General features: G+C 71.6%; 16 protein-coding genes. 8 read left to right on the top strand and 8 right to left on the bottom strand.

What is annotated here, in order from left to right:
- Positions 1-24: 24 nt before the first annotated feature.
- On the top strand, positions 25-1,218 hold the full coding sequence (tuf, locus tag ACFCZF_RS00965; RefSeq protein WP_351389576.1) for an elongation factor Tu: 1,194 nt from the start codon (positions 25-27) through the stop codon (positions 1,216-1,218).
- A gap of 115 nt (positions 1,219-1,333) precedes the next feature.
- Here the strand turns inward: tuf and ACFCZF_RS00960 are convergent, their stop codons facing one another.
- Positions 1,334-3,772 carry an FtsX-like permease family protein gene (locus tag ACFCZF_RS00960; RefSeq protein WP_376669839.1) on the bottom strand — a complete coding sequence of 813 codons (2,439 nt, stop codon included), beginning with the start codon at positions 3,770-3,772 and terminating at the stop codon, positions 1,334-1,336.
- A gap of 139 nt (positions 3,773-3,911) precedes the next feature.
- Positions 3,912-4,694, bottom strand: coding sequence for an ABC transporter ATP-binding protein (locus ACFCZF_RS00955; RefSeq protein ID WP_376669838.1), 783 nt, complete (start codon positions 4,692-4,694; stop codon positions 3,912-3,914).
- 279 nt (positions 4,695-4,973) lie between these two features.
- Here ACFCZF_RS00955 and ACFCZF_RS00950 point away from each other — a divergent pair, with 279 nt between their 5' ends.
- A complete protein-coding gene (locus ACFCZF_RS00950) occupies positions 4,974-6,182 on the top strand; it encodes a hypothetical protein (RefSeq protein WP_376669837.1) in 1,209 nt (402 codons plus the stop codon).
- Between the two features lie 154 nt (positions 6,183-6,336).
- Here ACFCZF_RS00950 and ACFCZF_RS00945 read toward each other — a convergent pair whose 3' ends face one another.
- From ACFCZF_RS00945 to ACFCZF_RS00925, 5 genes are all read right to left on the bottom strand, one after another.
- Positions 6,337-7,722, bottom strand: a complete 1,386-nt coding sequence (locus ACFCZF_RS00945; protein WP_376669836.1) for a carbohydrate-binding protein — start codon at positions 7,720-7,722, stop codon at positions 6,337-6,339.
- A 147-nt stretch (positions 7,723-7,869) separates the two neighbouring features.
- Positions 7,870-8,817 (bottom strand): LysR family transcriptional regulator, encoded by a 948-nt coding sequence (locus ACFCZF_RS00940; protein ID WP_376669835.1) that lies wholly within the window; start codon positions 8,815-8,817, stop codon positions 7,870-7,872.
- A gap of 218 nt (positions 8,818-9,035) precedes the next feature.
- Positions 9,036-9,908 (bottom strand): hypothetical protein, encoded by an 873-nt coding sequence (locus tag ACFCZF_RS00935; RefSeq protein WP_376669834.1) that lies wholly within the window; start codon positions 9,906-9,908, stop codon positions 9,036-9,038.
- A 17-nt stretch (positions 9,909-9,925) separates the two neighbouring features.
- Complete coding sequence (locus tag ACFCZF_RS00930; RefSeq protein ID WP_376669833.1) at positions 9,926-10,858, bottom strand: helix-turn-helix domain-containing protein; 933 nt, start codon at positions 10,856-10,858, stop codon at positions 9,926-9,928.
- Between the two features lie 242 nt (positions 10,859-11,100).
- Positions 11,101-11,532, bottom strand: a complete 432-nt coding sequence (locus ACFCZF_RS00925; RefSeq protein WP_376669832.1) for an ATP-binding protein — start codon at positions 11,530-11,532, stop codon at positions 11,101-11,103.
- Positions 11,533-11,688: 156 nt separating this feature from the next.
- On the opposite strand from ACFCZF_RS00925, the gene ACFCZF_RS00920 reads away from it, so the two are divergent.
- Positions 11,689-12,537, top strand: coding sequence for a helix-turn-helix domain-containing protein (locus ACFCZF_RS00920; protein ID WP_376669831.1), 849 nt, complete (start codon positions 11,689-11,691; stop codon positions 12,535-12,537).
- The gene (locus ACFCZF_RS00915; protein WP_376669830.1) at positions 12,534-12,728 is read left to right on the top strand and encodes a DUF397 domain-containing protein; all 195 of its coding nucleotides are present in this window, start codon (positions 12,534-12,536) and stop codon (positions 12,726-12,728) included. Before ACFCZF_RS00920 ends, ACFCZF_RS00915 begins: the two co-directional genes overlap by 4 nt.
- Here the strand turns inward: ACFCZF_RS00915 and ACFCZF_RS00910 are convergent.
- A complete protein-coding gene (locus ACFCZF_RS00910; protein ID WP_376669829.1) occupies positions 12,679-13,581 on the bottom strand; it encodes a helix-turn-helix transcriptional regulator in 903 nt (300 codons plus the stop codon). The genes ACFCZF_RS00915 and ACFCZF_RS00910 overlap by 50 nt on opposite strands.
- Before the next feature lie 77 nt (positions 13,582-13,658).
- Between ACFCZF_RS00910 and ACFCZF_RS00905 the strand changes: the two genes are divergently transcribed.
- The 4 genes from ACFCZF_RS00905 (at position 13,659) to ACFCZF_RS00890 (ending at position 17,014) form a co-directional block, all read left to right on the top strand.
- Positions 13,659-14,432, top strand: coding sequence for an SDR family oxidoreductase (locus ACFCZF_RS00905; protein ID WP_376669828.1), 774 nt, complete (start codon positions 13,659-13,661; stop codon positions 14,430-14,432).
- A gap of 1 nt (position 14,433) precedes the next feature.
- The gene (locus ACFCZF_RS00900) at positions 14,434-14,643 is read left to right on the top strand and encodes a 4-oxalocrotonate tautomerase family protein (protein ID WP_376669827.1); all 210 of its coding nucleotides are present in this window, start codon (positions 14,434-14,436) and stop codon (positions 14,641-14,643) included.
- Between the two features lie 266 nt (positions 14,644-14,909).
- Positions 14,910-16,268: an NADP-specific glutamate dehydrogenase gene (gene gdhA, locus ACFCZF_RS00895; protein WP_376669826.1), complete on the top strand. Its 1,359-nt coding sequence runs from the start codon at positions 14,910-14,912 to the stop codon at positions 16,266-16,268.
- Between the two features lie 98 nt (positions 16,269-16,366).
- A complete protein-coding gene (locus tag ACFCZF_RS00890; RefSeq protein ID WP_376669825.1) occupies positions 16,367-17,014 on the top strand; it encodes a hypothetical protein in 648 nt (215 codons plus the stop codon).
- Positions 17,015-17,116 lie beyond the last annotated feature (102 nt).

The following is a 17,116-nucleotide window of genomic DNA, read 5'->3' as shown; positions in this document are numbered from 1 at the left end:
GAACCACTCCACAGGAGGACCCCAGTGGCGAAGGCGAAGTTCGAGCGGACTAAGCCGCACGTCAACATCGGCACCATCGGTCACATCGACCACGGTAAGACGACCCTCACGGCCGCCATTACCAAGGTGCTGCACGACGCGTACCCCGAGCTGAACGAGGCCTCGGCCTTCGACCAGATCGACAAGGCTCCCGAGGAGCGCCAGCGCGGTATCACGATCTCGATCGCGCACGTCGAGTACCAGACCGAGACGCGTCACTACGCCCACGTCGACTGCCCCGGTCACGCGGACTACATCAAGAACATGATCACGGGTGCGGCGCAGATGGACGGCGCCATCCTCGTGGTCGCGGCCACCGACGGCCCGATGCCGCAGACCAAGGAGCACGTGCTCCTGGCCCGCCAGGTCGGCGTTCCGTACATCGTCGTCGCCCTGAACAAGGCCGACATGGTGGACGACGAGGAGATCCTGGAGCTCGTCGAGCTCGAGGTGCGTGAGCTCCTCTCCGAGTACGAGTTCCCGGGCGACGACCTGCCGGTCGTCAAGGTCTCCGCTCTGAAGGCCCTCGAGGGCGACAAGGAGTGGGGCAACTCGGTCCTCGAGCTCATGAAGGCCGTGGACGAGGCCATCCCGGAGCCCGAGCGCGACGTCGACAAGCCGTTCCTGATGCCGATCGAGGACGTCTTCACGATCACCGGTCGTGGCACCGTCGTCACCGGCCGCATCGAGCGTGGTGTCCTCAAGGTCAACGAGACCGTCGACATCATCGGCATCAAGACCGAGAAGACCACCACCACGGTCACCGGCATCGAGATGTTCCGCAAGCTGCTCGACGAGGGCCAGGCCGGTGAGAACGTCGGTCTGCTCCTCCGTGGCATCAAGCGCGAGGACGTCGAGCGCGGCCAGGTCATCATCAAGCCCGGTTCGGTCACGCCGCACACCGAGTTCGAGGCCCAGGCCTACATCCTGTCGAAGGACGAGGGTGGCCGTCACACCCCCTTCTTCAACAACTACCGTCCGCAGTTCTACTTCCGTACGACGGACGTGACCGGCGTCGTGACCCTCCCCGAGGGCACCGAGATGGTCATGCCGGGTGACAACACCGAGATGAAGGTGGAGCTCATCCAGCCCGTCGCCATGGAAGAGGGCCTGAAGTTCGCCATCCGCGAGGGTGGCCGGACCGTGGGCGCCGGCCAGGTCACCAAGATCAACAAGTAAGCTCCGCTTGCTTGTCGGTCGACTGACCTGACATGGGCTGATGCCTGAACAAAGGGGCCCGTACGACTTCGGTCGTACGGGCCCCTTTGCCATGCCTCTCTGCCATGCCTCTCTGTCATTGGCGCCGTAGAGCAAGGCCGGCGGGGGCGACCGACGCGATCAGCGCGAGTACCGCGCAGGCGCCCACCGTCGTACCGATGGCCGCCCACGGGAGTTCGAGCGCGGGGCGCACCGAGAGCAGGCCCAGCGCCGCCCACATCCCGGCCAGGTTGAGGCCGGCGACGAGCAGCCCCAGGAGCGCGCCGACCGCGACGACCATCAGCGACTCGGCACCCACCAGCCGCAGTACCTGCCCGTGGGTGGCCCCGGCCAGTCGCAGTACCGCCAGGTCACGGACCCGGTCGGAGGTGGCCATCACCATCGTGCTGACCAGGGAGATGCCGGTGTAGAGCAGGGCGATGCCGAGTACGAGCAGCAGCCCGAGCCGGGTCGGACGGTTGGTCTCCGGGTACGTCGCCGCGACCCACTCGTCCGTCCCGTACACCTGCCCGCCGGCCGACCGCACCGCATCGCGCAGCCCCGCGGCCACGGCCCCGGCGTCGGCGCCGTCGGCGAGAGCGACGTCCACCCGGTCCACGGGGGCGTCGGGGGCGTTGGCGGGAGTGACGTAGACGCCGTTGTCGCCGGTGCCGGTGTGCATCACCGCGGCGATGCGCAGCGTCTTCTCCGTGCCGTCCCCGAGCCACACCCGCACGCTCTGCCCCACGGAGTGCCGCTCCCACTCCTCGTTGACGATGATCGAACCGTCGTCGAGGTCGGCGACCGTCCCCGCGGCGAGCGGCAGCCGTGCGGTGGCGGCGAAGGCCTCGGGACCGCCGACGGCGCGGGCCTCGGACCTGATGAGCGCGACGCCCTCCTCCAGGACGTACACCGCGCCGGCCGAGGTCGGCGACACCTCGGCCGTGCCGGGCACGGCGCGCAGCCGCTCCACGGCCCGCGCGTCGAAGCCCGTGCCGCCGCCCGGCGCGGTGATCACGAAGTCGGCGGTGGTGCGTTCGCGTGTCTCGGTGGCCTTCGCCGCGTTGAGCGTCGCGGTGGCGCCGAGCAGCGAGCCCGCGAGCGCGACCGTGACCAGCACGGGTGCCGCGACGGCCGCGGTACGGCGCACGCCGGTGGCCGCGTTCTCCCGCACCAGCATGCCCGCCGCGCCGGGCAGCCGGGCCGGTAGCCAGGCCAGCAGCCGGGTCACCGGACGCACCACGAGCGGTGCGAGCAGTGCGGCTGCGGTGATCAGCAGCATCGGCCGGCTGATGTAGGTCTTGCGGTGCAGGAGGTCGCCGGGGTCGTGGGCCAGGGCCGTGCCGAGCGTCACCAGGGCGGTCAGCAGCAGCCCGAGGCCGAACAGCCACCGGCCCCAGGTCATCGCCCCGGCGTCCACCGAGGCCTCGCGCAGCGCTTCGACGGGGCCGGTCCGCCCGGCCCGCCAGGACGCCGCGACCACTCCGCACAGGGCGACGAGGAGCCCGGTCCAGAAGGCCATGTGGTACGGCCAGGTGTGGTCGCCGATGGTGAACCAGGCCGGCGCCAGTCCGCCGTCGACCACCCACTCGGCGAGCAGCGGCGCACCGTACGCGCCGAGTACGCAGCCCGCGGCCGCGGCGAGTACGCCGACCAGAAGCGCCTCACCGAACACCAGGCGGCGGATCTGCCCCGGCGTCGCACCGGCCGTGCGCAGCAGCCCGAACTCCCGCCGCCGCTGGGCGACCGCGAAGGCGAAGGTGGACGCCACGACGAACACCGAGACGAACGCGGTGACACCGCCGGCCGTGCCGAACAGGGCGTTCATCGCGGTCAGCGCCTCGCTGTCCTGGTCGGGGTCGGCGTCCGCGTACCGCCGGTCGTCCCCGGTGAGCACCCGCACACCGGCACTGCCGCGCACCACGTCGCGTACCGCCGCCGCGTCCGCGTCCACCACGAGCTGGAGGCTGACGGGGGAGATACGGGCGGCACGCGTGTCGGTGAAGAACACGGCGTCCTCGAACCCGCGGTCGGGCACGGTGCCCACGACGCGCACGGTGCCCCGGTCCGTCCGCAGGCGTTCGCCCGGCGCGGCCCAGCCGCCGGTGACGACGACCTCGTCGGCCGTACGCGGCGCGCGGCCCGCGTCGATGTCGTACGGGGCGAAGGCGGCGGTGGACCAGGGGTGGCCGACCAGGCCGTCGGGCCCGCCGTGGGCCCGTACGGGGAAGGACCGGTCCTCGACGACCGTGCCGAGCCGCGCCAGCCTCGCCACGGTCGGGGCGGGCACGGCACGCGGCTGCGCGAGCTTCTCCGTACGGTCGCCGATCGGCGTCGGCACCCGCAGGGTGTCCTGCCCCCGGACCACGACGGGCGCGGCGGCGAACCGCTCCGGCGAGCGGTCGGGCGCGTCCGGCGAGGAGGCCAGGGCCAGCCCCATGACGGCGAGCAGGGCGACACCCAGCGACAACGCGACGAAGCTGCCGACGAAGGTGGCCCAGCGGGTGCGGAGGGTGTGGAGGGTGAGGGTCAGCACGGGGTGGTCTCCGGCCGGTGGGTGCGGGTGTGGGTGTGGGCGGGGCGGGGTGAGGGCGTGGGTGGGGTGCTGGTCAGCACTGGGTGGCCTCCGGCCCGTCGGCGTGGGCGGGTGCGGAGGGTGTGGGTGGGAGTGCTGGTCAGCACGGGGTGGTCTCCAGGCGGGTCATGCGGGTGGCGATGGTGTCGGCGCCCGCGCCGGTCAGTTCGCCGTCCGACCGGCCGTCGACGAGGAAGACCACGCGGTCGGCGTAGGAGGCGGCCACCGGGTCGTGCGTGACCATGACGACCGTCTGGCCCTCGCGATCGACCATGCCGCGCAGCAACGCCAGCACCTCACGGCCGGTCCGCGAGTCCAGCGCGCCGGTCGGCTCGTCACCGAACAGCACCTCGGGGCGCGTGATCAGCGCGCGGGCCAGGGCGACGCGCTGCTGCTGGCCGCCGGACATCTCCGTGGGCCGGTGCCGGGCCCGGTCGCCGAGGCCGACCTGGGCGAGCACCTCGCGCACCCGTGCCCGGGAGGGGCGGCGGCCGGCCAGGCGCAGGGGGAGCGCCACGTTCTGCTCGGCGGTCAGCGACGGCAGCAGGTTGAACGCCTGGAACACGAACCCGATGCGCTCACGGCGCAGCAGGGTCAGCCTTCTCTGGCTCAGTCCGGTCAGCTCGGTGCCGCCGACGACGACCGATCCCGACGTGGGCCGGTCCAGGCCGGCGGCGCACTGCAGGAGGGTCGACTTTCCCGAGCCGGACGGGCCCATCACGGCGGTGAAAGTGCCCCTGGGGAAGGTGAGGGAGACCTCGTCGAGGGCCGTCACGGCGCTGTCGCCCGACCCGTACCGTCTGCTGACGCGGCTCAACCGGATCGCGTCGGTCGCGTCGGTCGCGTCGATGGCGTCGATGGCGTCGATGGCGTCGTTGTTCATCTGTCCCCACTCGTCGGTTCTCGGGCTTCTCCGTCGGTGAGTCCACGAAACCGTCCGCGCCCACCCCGGCGCAGTGCGGCAGGGGCGAGTCCTCGGGTAGGGCAGGCCATACCCCCCGGCAGGCCGTTGCGGCAGCGCCGGGTGCGTCTCGTGGCCCCGGACGGCGCAGCAGTTCTGTCACAACTCCCCCACGGGGCTGCACTCCTCCTCCACCCGAGGCCACCATTGATCGTCGAAAGCCCCAGCCCTGTGCCGTCCCGCCCCCCCGGAAGTGAGTCCGTGAGTACTGTTCCGCCTCCCGACCGTTCCGACGACGAGTCGGCCTCCCCCCTGTCCGACGAGCAACTGGAGGCGTTCCTGCGGGAGGCCGCCGAGGGTGGGGGCACCGCCACGCCCAAGGAGCCCTCCGCGCGGGCGCGGATGGTGGCCCGGCGGTTGCGGGAGGAGGACGAGGCGGCGCGGCGCGCCGGTGCCGGCGGCGGTCGTGGTGGCCGAGGGCCGGGCGGCAAGCGAAAGGCTCAGGGCCCGCCGCCCCCGCCGGGATGGCGCACGGGCCCCGTGGGGCAGGAGGGGAACGGCGGTTCCCGTCGGCGCCGGGTGGGCGCCGTCATCGGCGTGCTGGTCGTGGCGGCGCTCGCGGTCGTCGCCGTGCGCCCCTCGCTGGTGCTGCCCGGCGACGACGGCGGCACCGAGCAACCGCCGTTGGCGGCCGAGAACGCGCGGCCTACCGGTGCTCCCGGGGACCCCGCCGAGTCCGGGCGGGCCACGCGCGAGCACCCCTTCCGCGGCTCACCGGCAGAGCGGTGGGCCGAGGGCGCCGACGCCATCGAGATACCGGAGGCGAAGGCGCTCTCCGGCATGAGCGAGAAGGACGTGGCGTTCGCGCTGCGCCGTACCAAGGAGCTACTGGTCGCCGCCAACCTCGACCCCGGCGTACTGCGCGGCGAGCGGCCGGACAAGGCGCTGGCCGTCCTCGACCCGAAGCAGCCGGAGCTGCTGCCCAAGCTGCGCCGGTCGCTGCGCGCGCCGGACGAGGAGTACGACCCGCTCAAGCTCTTCACCCGCTTCGACCCGGACGAGACCCGCCTGGTCGGCGACGTGGTTAAGGTCAGGGGCCGCATGACGCTTGCCGCGGGGAAGCCGGGCGTGGTGAAGGTCAACGCGGACTACACCTTCGTCTACCCGCTGGTACGGGCGGACGGGGACGACGGCGAGGTGGCGCGCACGATCGTGCGGCGCGTGCTCACCCTGACGCTGAACGACCCCGAGAGGTGGGACGTGACCGAGGGCAAGCTGCTGGTGGAGAAGTACTTCTCCGAGCACGGGAACACCGCCTGCGGCATCAACGACGGCTATCTGCACCCTGCGTTCAGCGGTGACGCGGCCGGCGGCGACCCCGCCACCGGGCCCCGGACGGACCCGTACGACCGCAGCAAGCCCCTCACGGGGGCCGAGTCGGAGGAGTGCGGCAGGGTCACCCGCACGTGACGGCGACGGCGACGGCGACGGTGACCGTGACCGGGCCCGGGCGCTCTCCCACTGCGCACCCGGGCCCGTCCCGTAGTCCCCGTGGGACGCCCCCCGCGGGCCGTCCCGGGGGCCGTCCCCCGTGGGTTCCTCAGCCGCTCAGCCGCTCAGCCGCTCAGATCCGCTGCCACAGCGCCGGAACGTTCGACGGCTCCCAGCCCTGCTGGGCCTGGTGGCCCTGGAGGCAGCGGTAGGTGGCGCCGCCGTACGTCACGGTGTCGCCCGGCTGGTAGACGGTGCCGGCCGCCCAGGTACCGCCCTCACCCGGCGGCGGCTCCTCGGGGCCGCCGTCGTCGGTGGTCTTCAGGGTGAGGCCGTAGTTCTGGAGCAGCGGGTTGATCGGCTGGTGGAACGTCGTACCGCCGCTGCGGCAGTCGCCCGAGCCGCCCGAGGTGACGCCCTGCGCCTGGCTGCCCGAGATGTACGAGCCACCCGAGTCGCCGGGCTCGGCGCACACCGTGGTGCGGGTGACGCCGCTGATGGTGCCCTCGGGGTAGGTCACGCTGGTGTTGTGCTGCTGGATGGTGCCGCAGTGCCAGCCGGTGGTGGAACCGGAGCGGCACACGGACGCGCCGACCGGCGCCTGGGTGGAACCGGTGACCTGCACGTTCTGACCGCCGGCGCCGTTGACGTACGGAGTCGCGGTCCATTGGGAGTTGGTCGCCACCCACGCCATGTCACGGCCGGGGAAGATCGACCCCTGGAAGGTGCCCTGGGCCACCCGGTTGGCGCCGCTCGTGCTCGCCCCGGCCCGCCCGCAGTGACCGGCGGTGGCGAAGCCCTGCTGCGTCCCCTTGGTCACCGGGAACCCGATCGAGCAGCGTCCGCTGTTGTTGATGTAGTACGCCTCGCCGCCCCGCAGATCGTAGAAGGGGCGGGGCTTCTCGGCCGACTTCTCGACCCGGGCGAGCCCGGCGCCGACACCGGCCGCGTCGAGGAGGGCGCGGGCCGCGGACGGCCGTACCGCCTGCACGGTGACCGTGTTCGTGCGCACGTCGACGTACCGGACGGCCGCGTCGGTGGCGTCCCCGTCCAGCCCCGCGGCCGCCCGGTCGAGGCGGGACTTGGCCGCGTCGAGGTCGCCGAGTGAGTGCCGTACGACCTTCGCCACGGCGCCCTCGGCCTCGATCGCCGCGACGTGGTCCGCGTCCGTCGTCGCCACGGTCAGCGTGCCGGACTCGGCGCCCCGCACCCACGCGCCCGCGAAGTCGCCGCCGAGCGCGGCGCGGAGCCGGCCCGCCGTGGCGCCCGCGTCGGCCTCGTTGACGAGTCGGCGTTGGGCCTGCTCCCCGTCGAGGCCGAGGTCGCGCTGCATGGCCCGGAGCAGGCCGGGCGGAGCGGCGTCCACACGCAGGCTCTCGGCGGCGGTGGGGGCGCCGGGTGCGGGGTCGGAGGGTGCCGTCCCGGCGCTCGCGGAGCCGCTGAGCCCGGCCACGAGCAGGGCGGCCGTCGCGGCGACGGCGGCACCCATGGCTCTGGTGTGTCGGTGTCGGTGGGGCATGGGGGATCTCCTCGGTCTCGGTGGGGAGGTGCCGAAACCGTAGGGAGGGACGACCGGCGGCCATAAGACGTCGGTCGGCCCTCTCCCCGGCGTTATGGAAGGCGTGCGAGGGAAGCGAGGAGGGTGACGAGGAGGGTGATGGGGCGATCAGGGCACGCGGTGCGCCGCCATCCACTCCGTGTAGCTGTCACTGCTCGCCGCCACCCCCGCGTGCGCCATGCGCGCCTGCGCGAGCACGGTCGCGGCGGTGTCCTGCCGTTGCGTCACCGCGTGCCAGCCGAGCAGGTGCCGCCAGGCCAGCGGCGTGCCGGTGAGCGGCCGGGTGACGATGCCGGGCGTGGTCGGGAACGTCGCCCGGCACAGTCCGACCGCCCGCCCCACCTGCACCAGATGCACCGTGGACGCGGTGTCGGTCTCGTACATGCGGCGCGGGGTGAACCCGGCGCGGGCGCACGACGCGGAGAAGCAGTCGCCGAAGCAGCCGTCGCCGGGTACGCAGGCCCACTCCTCGCCCGCCAGCTCGGTCAGGTCCACCTCGGCCTGGTGGGCGAGCCGATGACCGACCGGCATCATCACGAATACCGGGTCGACGGCGACCTCCCGCCAGACCAGCCCCTCGGCACCGGGCGGGGCGGCGGAGCCGCAGGTCCCGGCGAGCGCGAAGTCCAGCCGCCCCTCGGCGAGTTGCTCGGCCAGCTCCCGCTCCGACCACGAGGTGCAGGTCGTCATCCGGGCCTCGGGCGCCACATCGGCCAGCCGGTCGACCAGCGCGCCCAGCAGCGGGCCGTGCGTTCCGCCCAGCCGAAGCCGCTCGGCGGTATGCGGCGCCCGCGCGAACCGGGCCGCCTCCTGCTGCAACTCGGTCACCGCGGGCAGCACGATCCGGCTGCGCTCCAGCACCAGTTCGCCCAGCGCGGTGGCGCGCACGCCGTGCCGACCGCGCACGAACAGCGCGCCGCCCAGGGCCCGTTCGATCCGCTTGAGCTGTGCGCTCAGCGCGGGCTGCGCCAGCCCGAGAGCCGTCGCCGCCCTGGTGAGGCTCCCGGCGTCGGCGATGGCCCGTACCGTCTTGAGATGCCGCAACTCCAGCTCCATAAGGGGAGCTTGCGACGAGGGAGGGGCGGGGGCAAGAGGTTGGTCCGGACCTGTGACGGGGAGGCCCCCTGTCAGGGGCCAGCTCAAGCGCGTACTGCGTTCATCGCCTCGTCGCGCGGCTCTGGGCGGGCCCCTGCATCTACGGCAGGCGACCCGGGGTGACGGCGGCGAGTGCGGTCCTCAGAGCGTCCGGGTCTACTCGGAACCGCCAGGCGGGCTCACTCCTCTTCGAAGATCTCTTCGGCCTTCGGCGCGGTGACGGCACGGGCGAGCCAGTGGCGCAGGACCTCGGGGTCGTCGCAGTCGGTGACGCGCCTGCGGACGTCGTCGGAGACGGCGAGGCCCCGCTGCTCCAGGACGAGGAGGATGTCCTCGGCGCGGCCTTGGGCGCGGCCTTCGTCGCGGATCTCTTCGGAGATGTAGGACTTGTAGAACGAGAGGTCCACGGCCACCAGTTTCCTCCAGAGATATTGGGCCGGGCGGTTTCCCAGGCCTTGAGCGGTGAATTCGACGAGGGGGTCGGCCACGCCTTCGGGAACGTCCCGCAGCGCGGTGGACAGGGCTTTCAGTATGGCACCGATGTCCGGGTTCGCCGCGTGCGTGATGGCCGCCAAGGCGGTCAGAGCAAGGTCGGTACGTGCCTCGTCGGGGTCGGTGATCACCGGCATGTTGTGGGGTCCGGCGACGATCGGCCGTACGGTCAGAGAGGGCCAGGAACAGAACCCGATGGGCTCCGGCCGGGTCGCCCACTCGGCCGTGGCGCGGTCCTGGCAGACCACGAGCAGCAGCGGCGGCAGTCGGTACTTGCTGCGCAAATACGCGAGGTAGTAGCCCCAGCTGGCCGGTTTCTCCGGGTCTTTCTTCTTCTGCGCCTCGACCGCGAGGAGAAAGGGTCCGTGTCCCTCTGTGTCGATCTTCAACAGGGTGTCGATCCGACGGTCGACAGGCCTTGTCTCAGTCACGTCGTTGGGTAGCACGGTGACCGCGGTGGCCTGGGGAAACGGGATGCTGAGTGCTTCGGAGACCCGGGAGAAGAGCCCCGGGTAGTCCTGGAAGATGCGGTGCATCGCCTCGTGGGACGAGCTGACCATGTGGGTTCTTTCCGGGTTCAGGGATGGATGGCGGCTGGTGTTCGGCAGTCGCGGCAGCGGGCTTCGGTCTCGGGGGCGCGGAAGCCGCGGTCGCAGCCGTCGCAGTTCCGGACCGGGTGTCGGAGCGGTGGGGCAGCCGTCGGGGCGCGGAACGGGGCCGGGGGCGGCAGCCGGTCGGTGAGGCGGTGGGCCAGGAGGGCGGCCGGGCGGCGGAGCGGCTCGTCCGGCAGATCGGTGGTCAGGGCTTGGCGTACGGCGATGGAGCCGATGTCCCGTTCCAGCCAGGTGGCGACGCCGGGTGCCAGGTGCGCGGTCTCGGCGGCGGAGAGCAGCAGCCGGGAGTCGTGTCGCCGCAGGCTGGTGAGGAGGTCGGTGGCCGCCCGGAGGAGCGAGGGGGCCTTGCCGCTGGGCTGCGGTACGGCGGGGAGGGCCTTGCGGGCGCGAGCGCGGGTGCGGGCGCCGTGCGGCGGCCGGGGCTGGGGCTGGGACTGGGGCGTTTGCTCCACTGCCGGTCGGGGCTGCCGGGCCGGCTGGTCGGAACACCCGGTGTCGGCTGCCTCACGCCGGTGCGTCGGCTGGTTGCAGGAGACCGTGCGGGTGACGATGCGGCCGGTGGGCGTGCGTACGAGTTCGCGGCGCAGGTAGCCGTAGGTTTCCAGCTCGCGCAGGGCGGAGGCGATCCGGGTCGGGCCCTCGGGGAAGCGGGTGGTGAGGGACTTGATGTCGATGCTCGCGCCCGTGGGCAGCGACTGGATGTGGCAGGCGAGGCCGATCGCGAGGAGCGACAGCTCCTTGTGCTGGGCCAGGTGGTTGCCGATCACCACGAAGCGGGTGGTGTGGCGGGTGTTCTCGTGGATGACGCCGCCGCTGCCGTGGTGATGCGTACGGGGCGGATCGGCTGCAGGGGCTGACTGGGCGCGCGAGGGCGCGCTAGGGTTTTGGGTACCCATCGGGAAGCTCGTTTCTTCCTTGGTGGTAGGCCCTCGCACTGGGATTGCAGTCCTGGCGGGGGCCGATGTCTTTCCTCGGTTGTTTGCGCTGAGCGTAGGGGAGTTGGGGGCTCGGAAATCCAGCTGAGCCGGTGATGTTCACCCGCCCGAGTGATTACGTGCCTCGGGCGGAAAGGTGGGGCTTGGCCGGGTTCTTTCTCTCCGGGTTCTTTCCTTGGTAGGGCGCCGACGGCACCGAAACCTCAGAAGGTGGGTTCCGGTGGTGTGCAGCACAGTTCCGCCCACACCGTCTTGCGCGGAAAGCGGCCCTCGGCCACTCCCCAACGGCCCGCCAACGCCTCGACGAGCAGCAGGCCACGGCCGGATTCCGCGTCGGGGGCGGGCGTCCGGACGTCGGGCAGCCGCTCGCCCCGGGTGTCGGTGACCTCGATGCGGAGGGTGTCGCCGACGACGTAGAGCATGAGCCGGAAATCGCGGCCGGGGACGCGTCCGTGGGCCGCCGCGTTGCTCGCCAGCTCGGCGATGAGCTGGCGTGCCGGGTCCAGGGGCAGGCCCCAGGTGCGGAGCTGCTCGGTCGCGAGCAGGCGGGCGAGGCGGGCGCCGCGTGGCGTGGGGGAGAGCTGCACGCTGAAGTTGCGGACACGGGTCGGGAGTTCGGCGGATTTCTGGTTCACGTCACTCAGCGTGGCGGTGCGTGCGTACGGTGAGAAGTGACTCAGCGGGTACGTACGGTGACTGTCCGGTTGTTGTCCGGTGGTGTCGGTGCTGTCGGGAGGGGCCTGCGGGTAGGGCGCTGGGGCAAAGCTGCCAGCACGACGAAGGGGCGCGGGATGACGGTCGAGACGGAAGAGCCGGGGTGGGAGGTGGACCCCGACGACGAGTGGGGCGTCGCGGTCATCACCACGGTGGGACGGCAGTTGAAACTCCGCCGCGAGGCGGTGGGGATGCGGGCTGCCGACTTCGGAGTGGCTGTCGGGTACGGGGAGGACCTCGTCTACAAGGTCGAGGGTGGCAAGCGGATTCCCCGGCAGGAGTATCTGGACAGGGCTGACGAGGTGCTGGACGCGGCCGGGCTGATCTCGGCGGCCTGGGAGGACGTGAAGAAGGTCCGGTACCCGAAGAAGGTTCGGGAGCTGGGGAAGCTGGAGGCGAAGGCGGTTGAGATCGGTGTGTACGAATGCAACATCATCGCAGGGTTGTTGCAGACGCCGGAGCACGCGCGGGTCTTGATCGAGGCGGCGCAGCCGCCCTACTCACCCGACGATGTCGAACGCATGGTGGCCGCGCGGCTGGCCCGGCAATCGGTGTACGAGCGCGACCCGGCTCCATCGATGCACTTTGTGCTGGAAGAGGCGCCCCTGCGTCGGCAGATCGGGGGCACAATGGAGTGGCGACGACAGCTCGAACGTCTGTTGGAGGTTGGGCTGTTGGCCAGTGTCACGCTGCAAGTCATGCCGACCAACGTTGACGCCCATCCAGGGCTTGACGGCAGGATCGAGTTGCTGAAGTTCCCGGACGGTACAGCGGTGGGGCGCGCCGACGGCTTGTTCAACGGACGTCCCATCTCTGAACCGAGGCAACTCCGCATCCTGGAGCTGCAGTATGGAACCATCCGGGCGCAAGCACTCCCCCCTCGGGAGTCGCTGGCCTTCATCGAGCAACTGCTGGGAGAGACATGATCCGCGAGGCCGAACTGGTCTGGTTCAAGAGCAGCTACAGCGGCGGTACCAACGGCGAGTCCTGCATCGAGATCGCGACGACCCCCGGCACCATCCACGTCCGCGACTCCAAGCACGTACAAGACGGCCCCCGCCTCGCCCTCACCCCGACCGCGTGGACGAACTTCCTCCCGTACGCCTCGGAGAGCTGACGACCTCCTGCGTCCCGACCACCGCCAGCAGATCCAGCAACCCCGCGCTCTCCGTCCCCACGGCCGGCGTGAACCAGAGCAACCGCTGCCGCCCGTCCTCGCTGAAGAGGTTGAGGCAGTTGACCTCGATGACGCCGATCGTGGGATGGACGATCCGCTTCCGGTCATCCCGCCGGAAGGCCACGTCATGGTCGGCCCACAGCGCGGCGAACTCTGGCGACACGTCGAGCAGCGTACGGATCATGGACCCGGCCTCCGGGTCCTTGGCGTCCCGCCGCGCCGCCGCGGCCCGCAGGTCGGCGACGAAGGCGCGGGACTGGCCCTCGTGGTCGGTCTCGGGATGCAGGCGCCGGGTGTCGGGCTCGGTGAACCACCGGTGCACGAAGCTGGCGCGCGGCCCCCGTAGCCCGGACTGGTCCCCGACCAGCGCCACCGCCAGCGGATTCTGTACAAGGGTGACGTGCAGGTCGGTGATGACCTGTGCCGGGGTCGAGGCCAGGCGCCCGAGTAGGTCGAGCATGCCGGGGTGCACGTGCGAGGCGGCCCCGCCCTGCACGGGCACGGGCCGGTCCGCGAGCCGGTACAGATAGTCCCGTTCGTCGGCGGACAGCCGCAGTGCCCTCGCCAGCGCGGCGATCATCTGCTCGGACGGCTGGGACCCGGCACCGCGCTCCAGCTCGTTGTAGTAGTCCACCGACGCCCCGGCGAGCTGGGCGACCTCCTCGCGCCGCAGCCCCGGCACCCGGCGCCGGGGCCCGGCCGGGAGCCCGACGTCGGCCGGGCGGATGCGTTCCCGCCGCGACCGCAGGAAGGCCCCCAGCTCGGCGTACTTCACAGCGCTCATGCCCTCCATTCTGCGCCGGACCAGGCCGGTGACCCATGGGATGACATCCCCTGGCTGGGCAGGCGGAGGCGGCGCATCGTGGACGCATGACCACGAACGCGAACGCGAACACGAACCGGACCACAGCGGCGGACACCCGCGTCGCCGTCGTCACCGGCGGATCACGCGGCATCGGCCGCGCGGTCTCCGAGAAGCTCGCCGAGGACGGCCTGGCCGTCGTCGTGAACTACGCCCGCGACGAGGCCTCAGCCAAGGAGACGGTGGCGGCGATCACCGAGGCCGGCGGACGGGCGGTCGCCGTACAGGCGGACGTGGCGGAGGAGACGGAGATCGCCGCGCTGTTCGACCGCGCGGAGGCGGAGTACGGCGGGATCGACGTGGTGGTGAACTCGGCCGGCCGCATGGCCCTGTCACCCATCGCCGACCTGGACCTGGCCGCACTGGACGCCATGCACCGCACCAACATCCGCGGCACCTTCGTGGTCGCCCGGGAGGCGGCCCGGCGGCTGCGGGCGGGAGGAAGCTTCGTAGGCTTCTCGACCTCCGTGGTCGGCACGCAGTTCCCGACCTACGGGGCGTACGCGGCGAGCAAGGGCGCCGTGGAGGCGATGACCCTGATCCTGGCGCGTGAACTGCGCGGACGGGACATCACCGTGAACACGGTCGCGCCCGGCCCCACGGCCACGGACCTGTTCCTGACCGGCAAGACCCCCGAGCAGATCGACCAGCTGGCGAAAACCCCGCCCCTGGAGCGATTGGGCACCCCCGAGGACATCGCCGCCGTGGTCGCCTTCCTCGGCAGCCCCGCCGGTCACTGGGTGAACGGCCAGATCCTGCGCGCCAACGGAGGGATGATCTGACATGCCCTTCGCCCACTTCAAGGTCCCCGAGGGCACCCTCACCCCGGAGGACAAGCAGAAGATCATCAAACGCACCACCGACCTCTACGCGGAGATCTACGGCGACCGGGCCCGCCCGACCACCGTCGTGCTCGTCGACGAAGTCGCCGACGGCGGGTGGGGCGTCGCCGGGAGCGTCCTCACGGCTGCGATGCTGAACGCCGACGCGTGACGCGTGACTGGGCAGCCCGAGCCGTCCAGGTGACCTTCGTCTCATACGTCACGAAAACCCCCGATATACGGAAGCGCGGTCTCACATAGTGGTCGCGCCCGGCACCTGGTGCTGGCCAGGACGTTTACATGCGCGTAACACTGAAGTGTCCCGCGCGCGGCAACGGCGCCGAGCGCCCACCACCGGACCGACCGGACGACACGACGAAGTCCGCACCCCTCGTCCTCTCCCGGTCTCCGGTGTCAGCCGTGCCAGAAAGGGCCCACGTGACGACGCGAAGCGAGACCAGGACCGCGCTCGACCACCTGCTCAGCGAGATCGAACACCGCAACCCGGCCCAGCCCGAGTTCCACCAGGCCGCCCACGAGGTCCTGGAGACGCTCGCGCCGGTGCTCGCGGCCCGCCCCGAGTACGCCGAGCCGGGGCTGGTCGAGCGACTGGTCGAACCGGAGCGGCAGGTGATCTTCCGGGTGCCGTGGCAGGACGACAAGGGGCGGGTCCACGTCAACCGCGGCTTCCGCGTCGAGTTCAACAGCGCGCTGGGCCCGTACAAGGGCGGCCTGCGCTTCCACCCGTCCGTCAACCTGGGCGTCATCAAGTTCCTGGGCTTCGAGCAGATCTTCAAGAACGCGCTGACCGGCCTCGGCATCGGCGGCGGCAAGGGCGGCAGCGACTTCGACCCGCACGGGCGGAGCGACGCGGAGGTCATGCGCTTCTGCCAGTCGTTCATGACGGAGCTGTACCGGCACATCGGCGAGCACACGGACGTCCCGGCCGGGGACATCGGCGTCGGCGGCCGGGAGATCGGCTACCTCTTCGGCCAGTACCGCCGGATCACCAACCGCTGGGAGGCCGGCGTACTCACCGGCAAGGGCGCGGGCTGGGGCGGCTCGCTGATCCGCCCGGAGGCGACGGGCTACGGCAACGTCCTCTTCGCGGCGGCGATGCTGCGCGAGCGCGGCGAGGACCTGGAGGGCCAGACGGCGGTCGTGTCGGGCTCGGGCAACGTGGCGATCTACACCATCGAGAAGCTCACCGCCCTCGGCGCGAACCCCGTCACCTGCTCGGACTCCTCCGGCTACGTCGTCGACGAGAAGGGCATCGACCTCGACCTGCTCAAGCAGATCAAGGAGGTCGAGCGCGGCCGGGTCGACACGTACGCCGAGCGCCGCGGCTCCTCGGCCCGCTTCGTCCCCGGCGGCAGCGTGTGGGACGTCCCGGCCGACCTGGCCCTCCCGTCGGCCACCCAGAACGAGCTGGACGAGAACGCCGCCGCCACCCTCATCCGCAACGGCGTCAAGGCGGTCTCCGAGGGCGCGAACATGCCGACGACCCCCGAGGCCGTCCACCTCCTCCAGCGCTCCGGCGTCGCCTTCGGCCCCGGCAAGGCGGCCAACGCGGGCGGCGTCGCGGTCAGCGCCCTGGAGATGGCGCAGAACCACGCCCGTACGTCGTGGACGTCGGCACGGGTCGAGGAAGAGCTGACCGACATCATGAACAACATCCACACCACCTGCCACGAAACCGCCGAGCGCTACGACGCCCCCGGCGACTACGTCACCGGCGCGAACATCGCGGGCTTCGAGCGCGTGGCGGACGCGATGCTGGCGCAGGGTGTCATCTGACGAATCCGGCGTCTCGGTCTCCTCCAACTCGATCACTCGATCAATGGGACGATGTCGGAAAACCTGATCGAGTGACGAACGGGGAGACCGGGAACCACATGGCCCGTTACACGGAGGCACTGACCGTCGAGCGCGGCGGATTCCGCATCAAGGTGCCGGAATCGTGGTGGGAGTTCGACGTACGCCCGGAGTCACGGGACGACTCGATCCGCCGCATGGTCGACGACCGCGTCCGCCGGCACCCGGAGTTGGAGCCCTCCCGCTCCGCCTACGTCACCTTCCTCCAGAAGGCGGCGTCGGACGCGTGGAAGTCCGGCGCGATGTACTGCGGTTGCATGGCGGAGAGCTTCGGCGGCGACACCCCGATCACCGGCTCGGTGACGGTGTCGCTGGTCGGCGGCCGCACGTCGTCCGGCGACCCGCTCCCCACCGACCCGGCAGCCATCGCCGGCCAACTCGCCGTCAAGGAGGCGAAGAAGCCCGGCGACTCCTGGCGCAAGGTGACGACGGTCGACATCCCCGACGTGGGCCCCGCGGCCCGCACCCAGGGCATCGAGGACATCCCGGTCCCCGGCGACGCCCTGAACCGCACCGTCCGTGCCGTCCTGATGCAGACGTACATCCCGGTCCCCGGCCAGGAGGGCAAGGTCGCCCTGGTGGCGGGCAGCAGCCAGGTCCTCGACCTCGCGGACTCCTTCTTCGACATCTTCGACGCGATCACGTCGACGTTCCGGTTCGTGGGCTGAGCTTCTGACCGCCCCGGCCGAAGGCATGGACCACGTCTGGCTTCTGGCACCCACACCCGACCAGGCCATGGAGCGCCTCACCAGGCAGATCCGCTGACCGTC

Origin of the sequence: Streptomyces sp. NPDC056296, from assembly GCF_042268605.1 — a bacterium.
Taxonomy (GTDB): Bacteria; Actinomycetota; Actinomycetes; order Streptomycetales; family Streptomycetaceae; genus Streptomyces.
The sequence above is the reverse complement of the archived record's forward strand: the minus strand, read 5'-3'. Positions and strand labels throughout refer to the sequence as shown.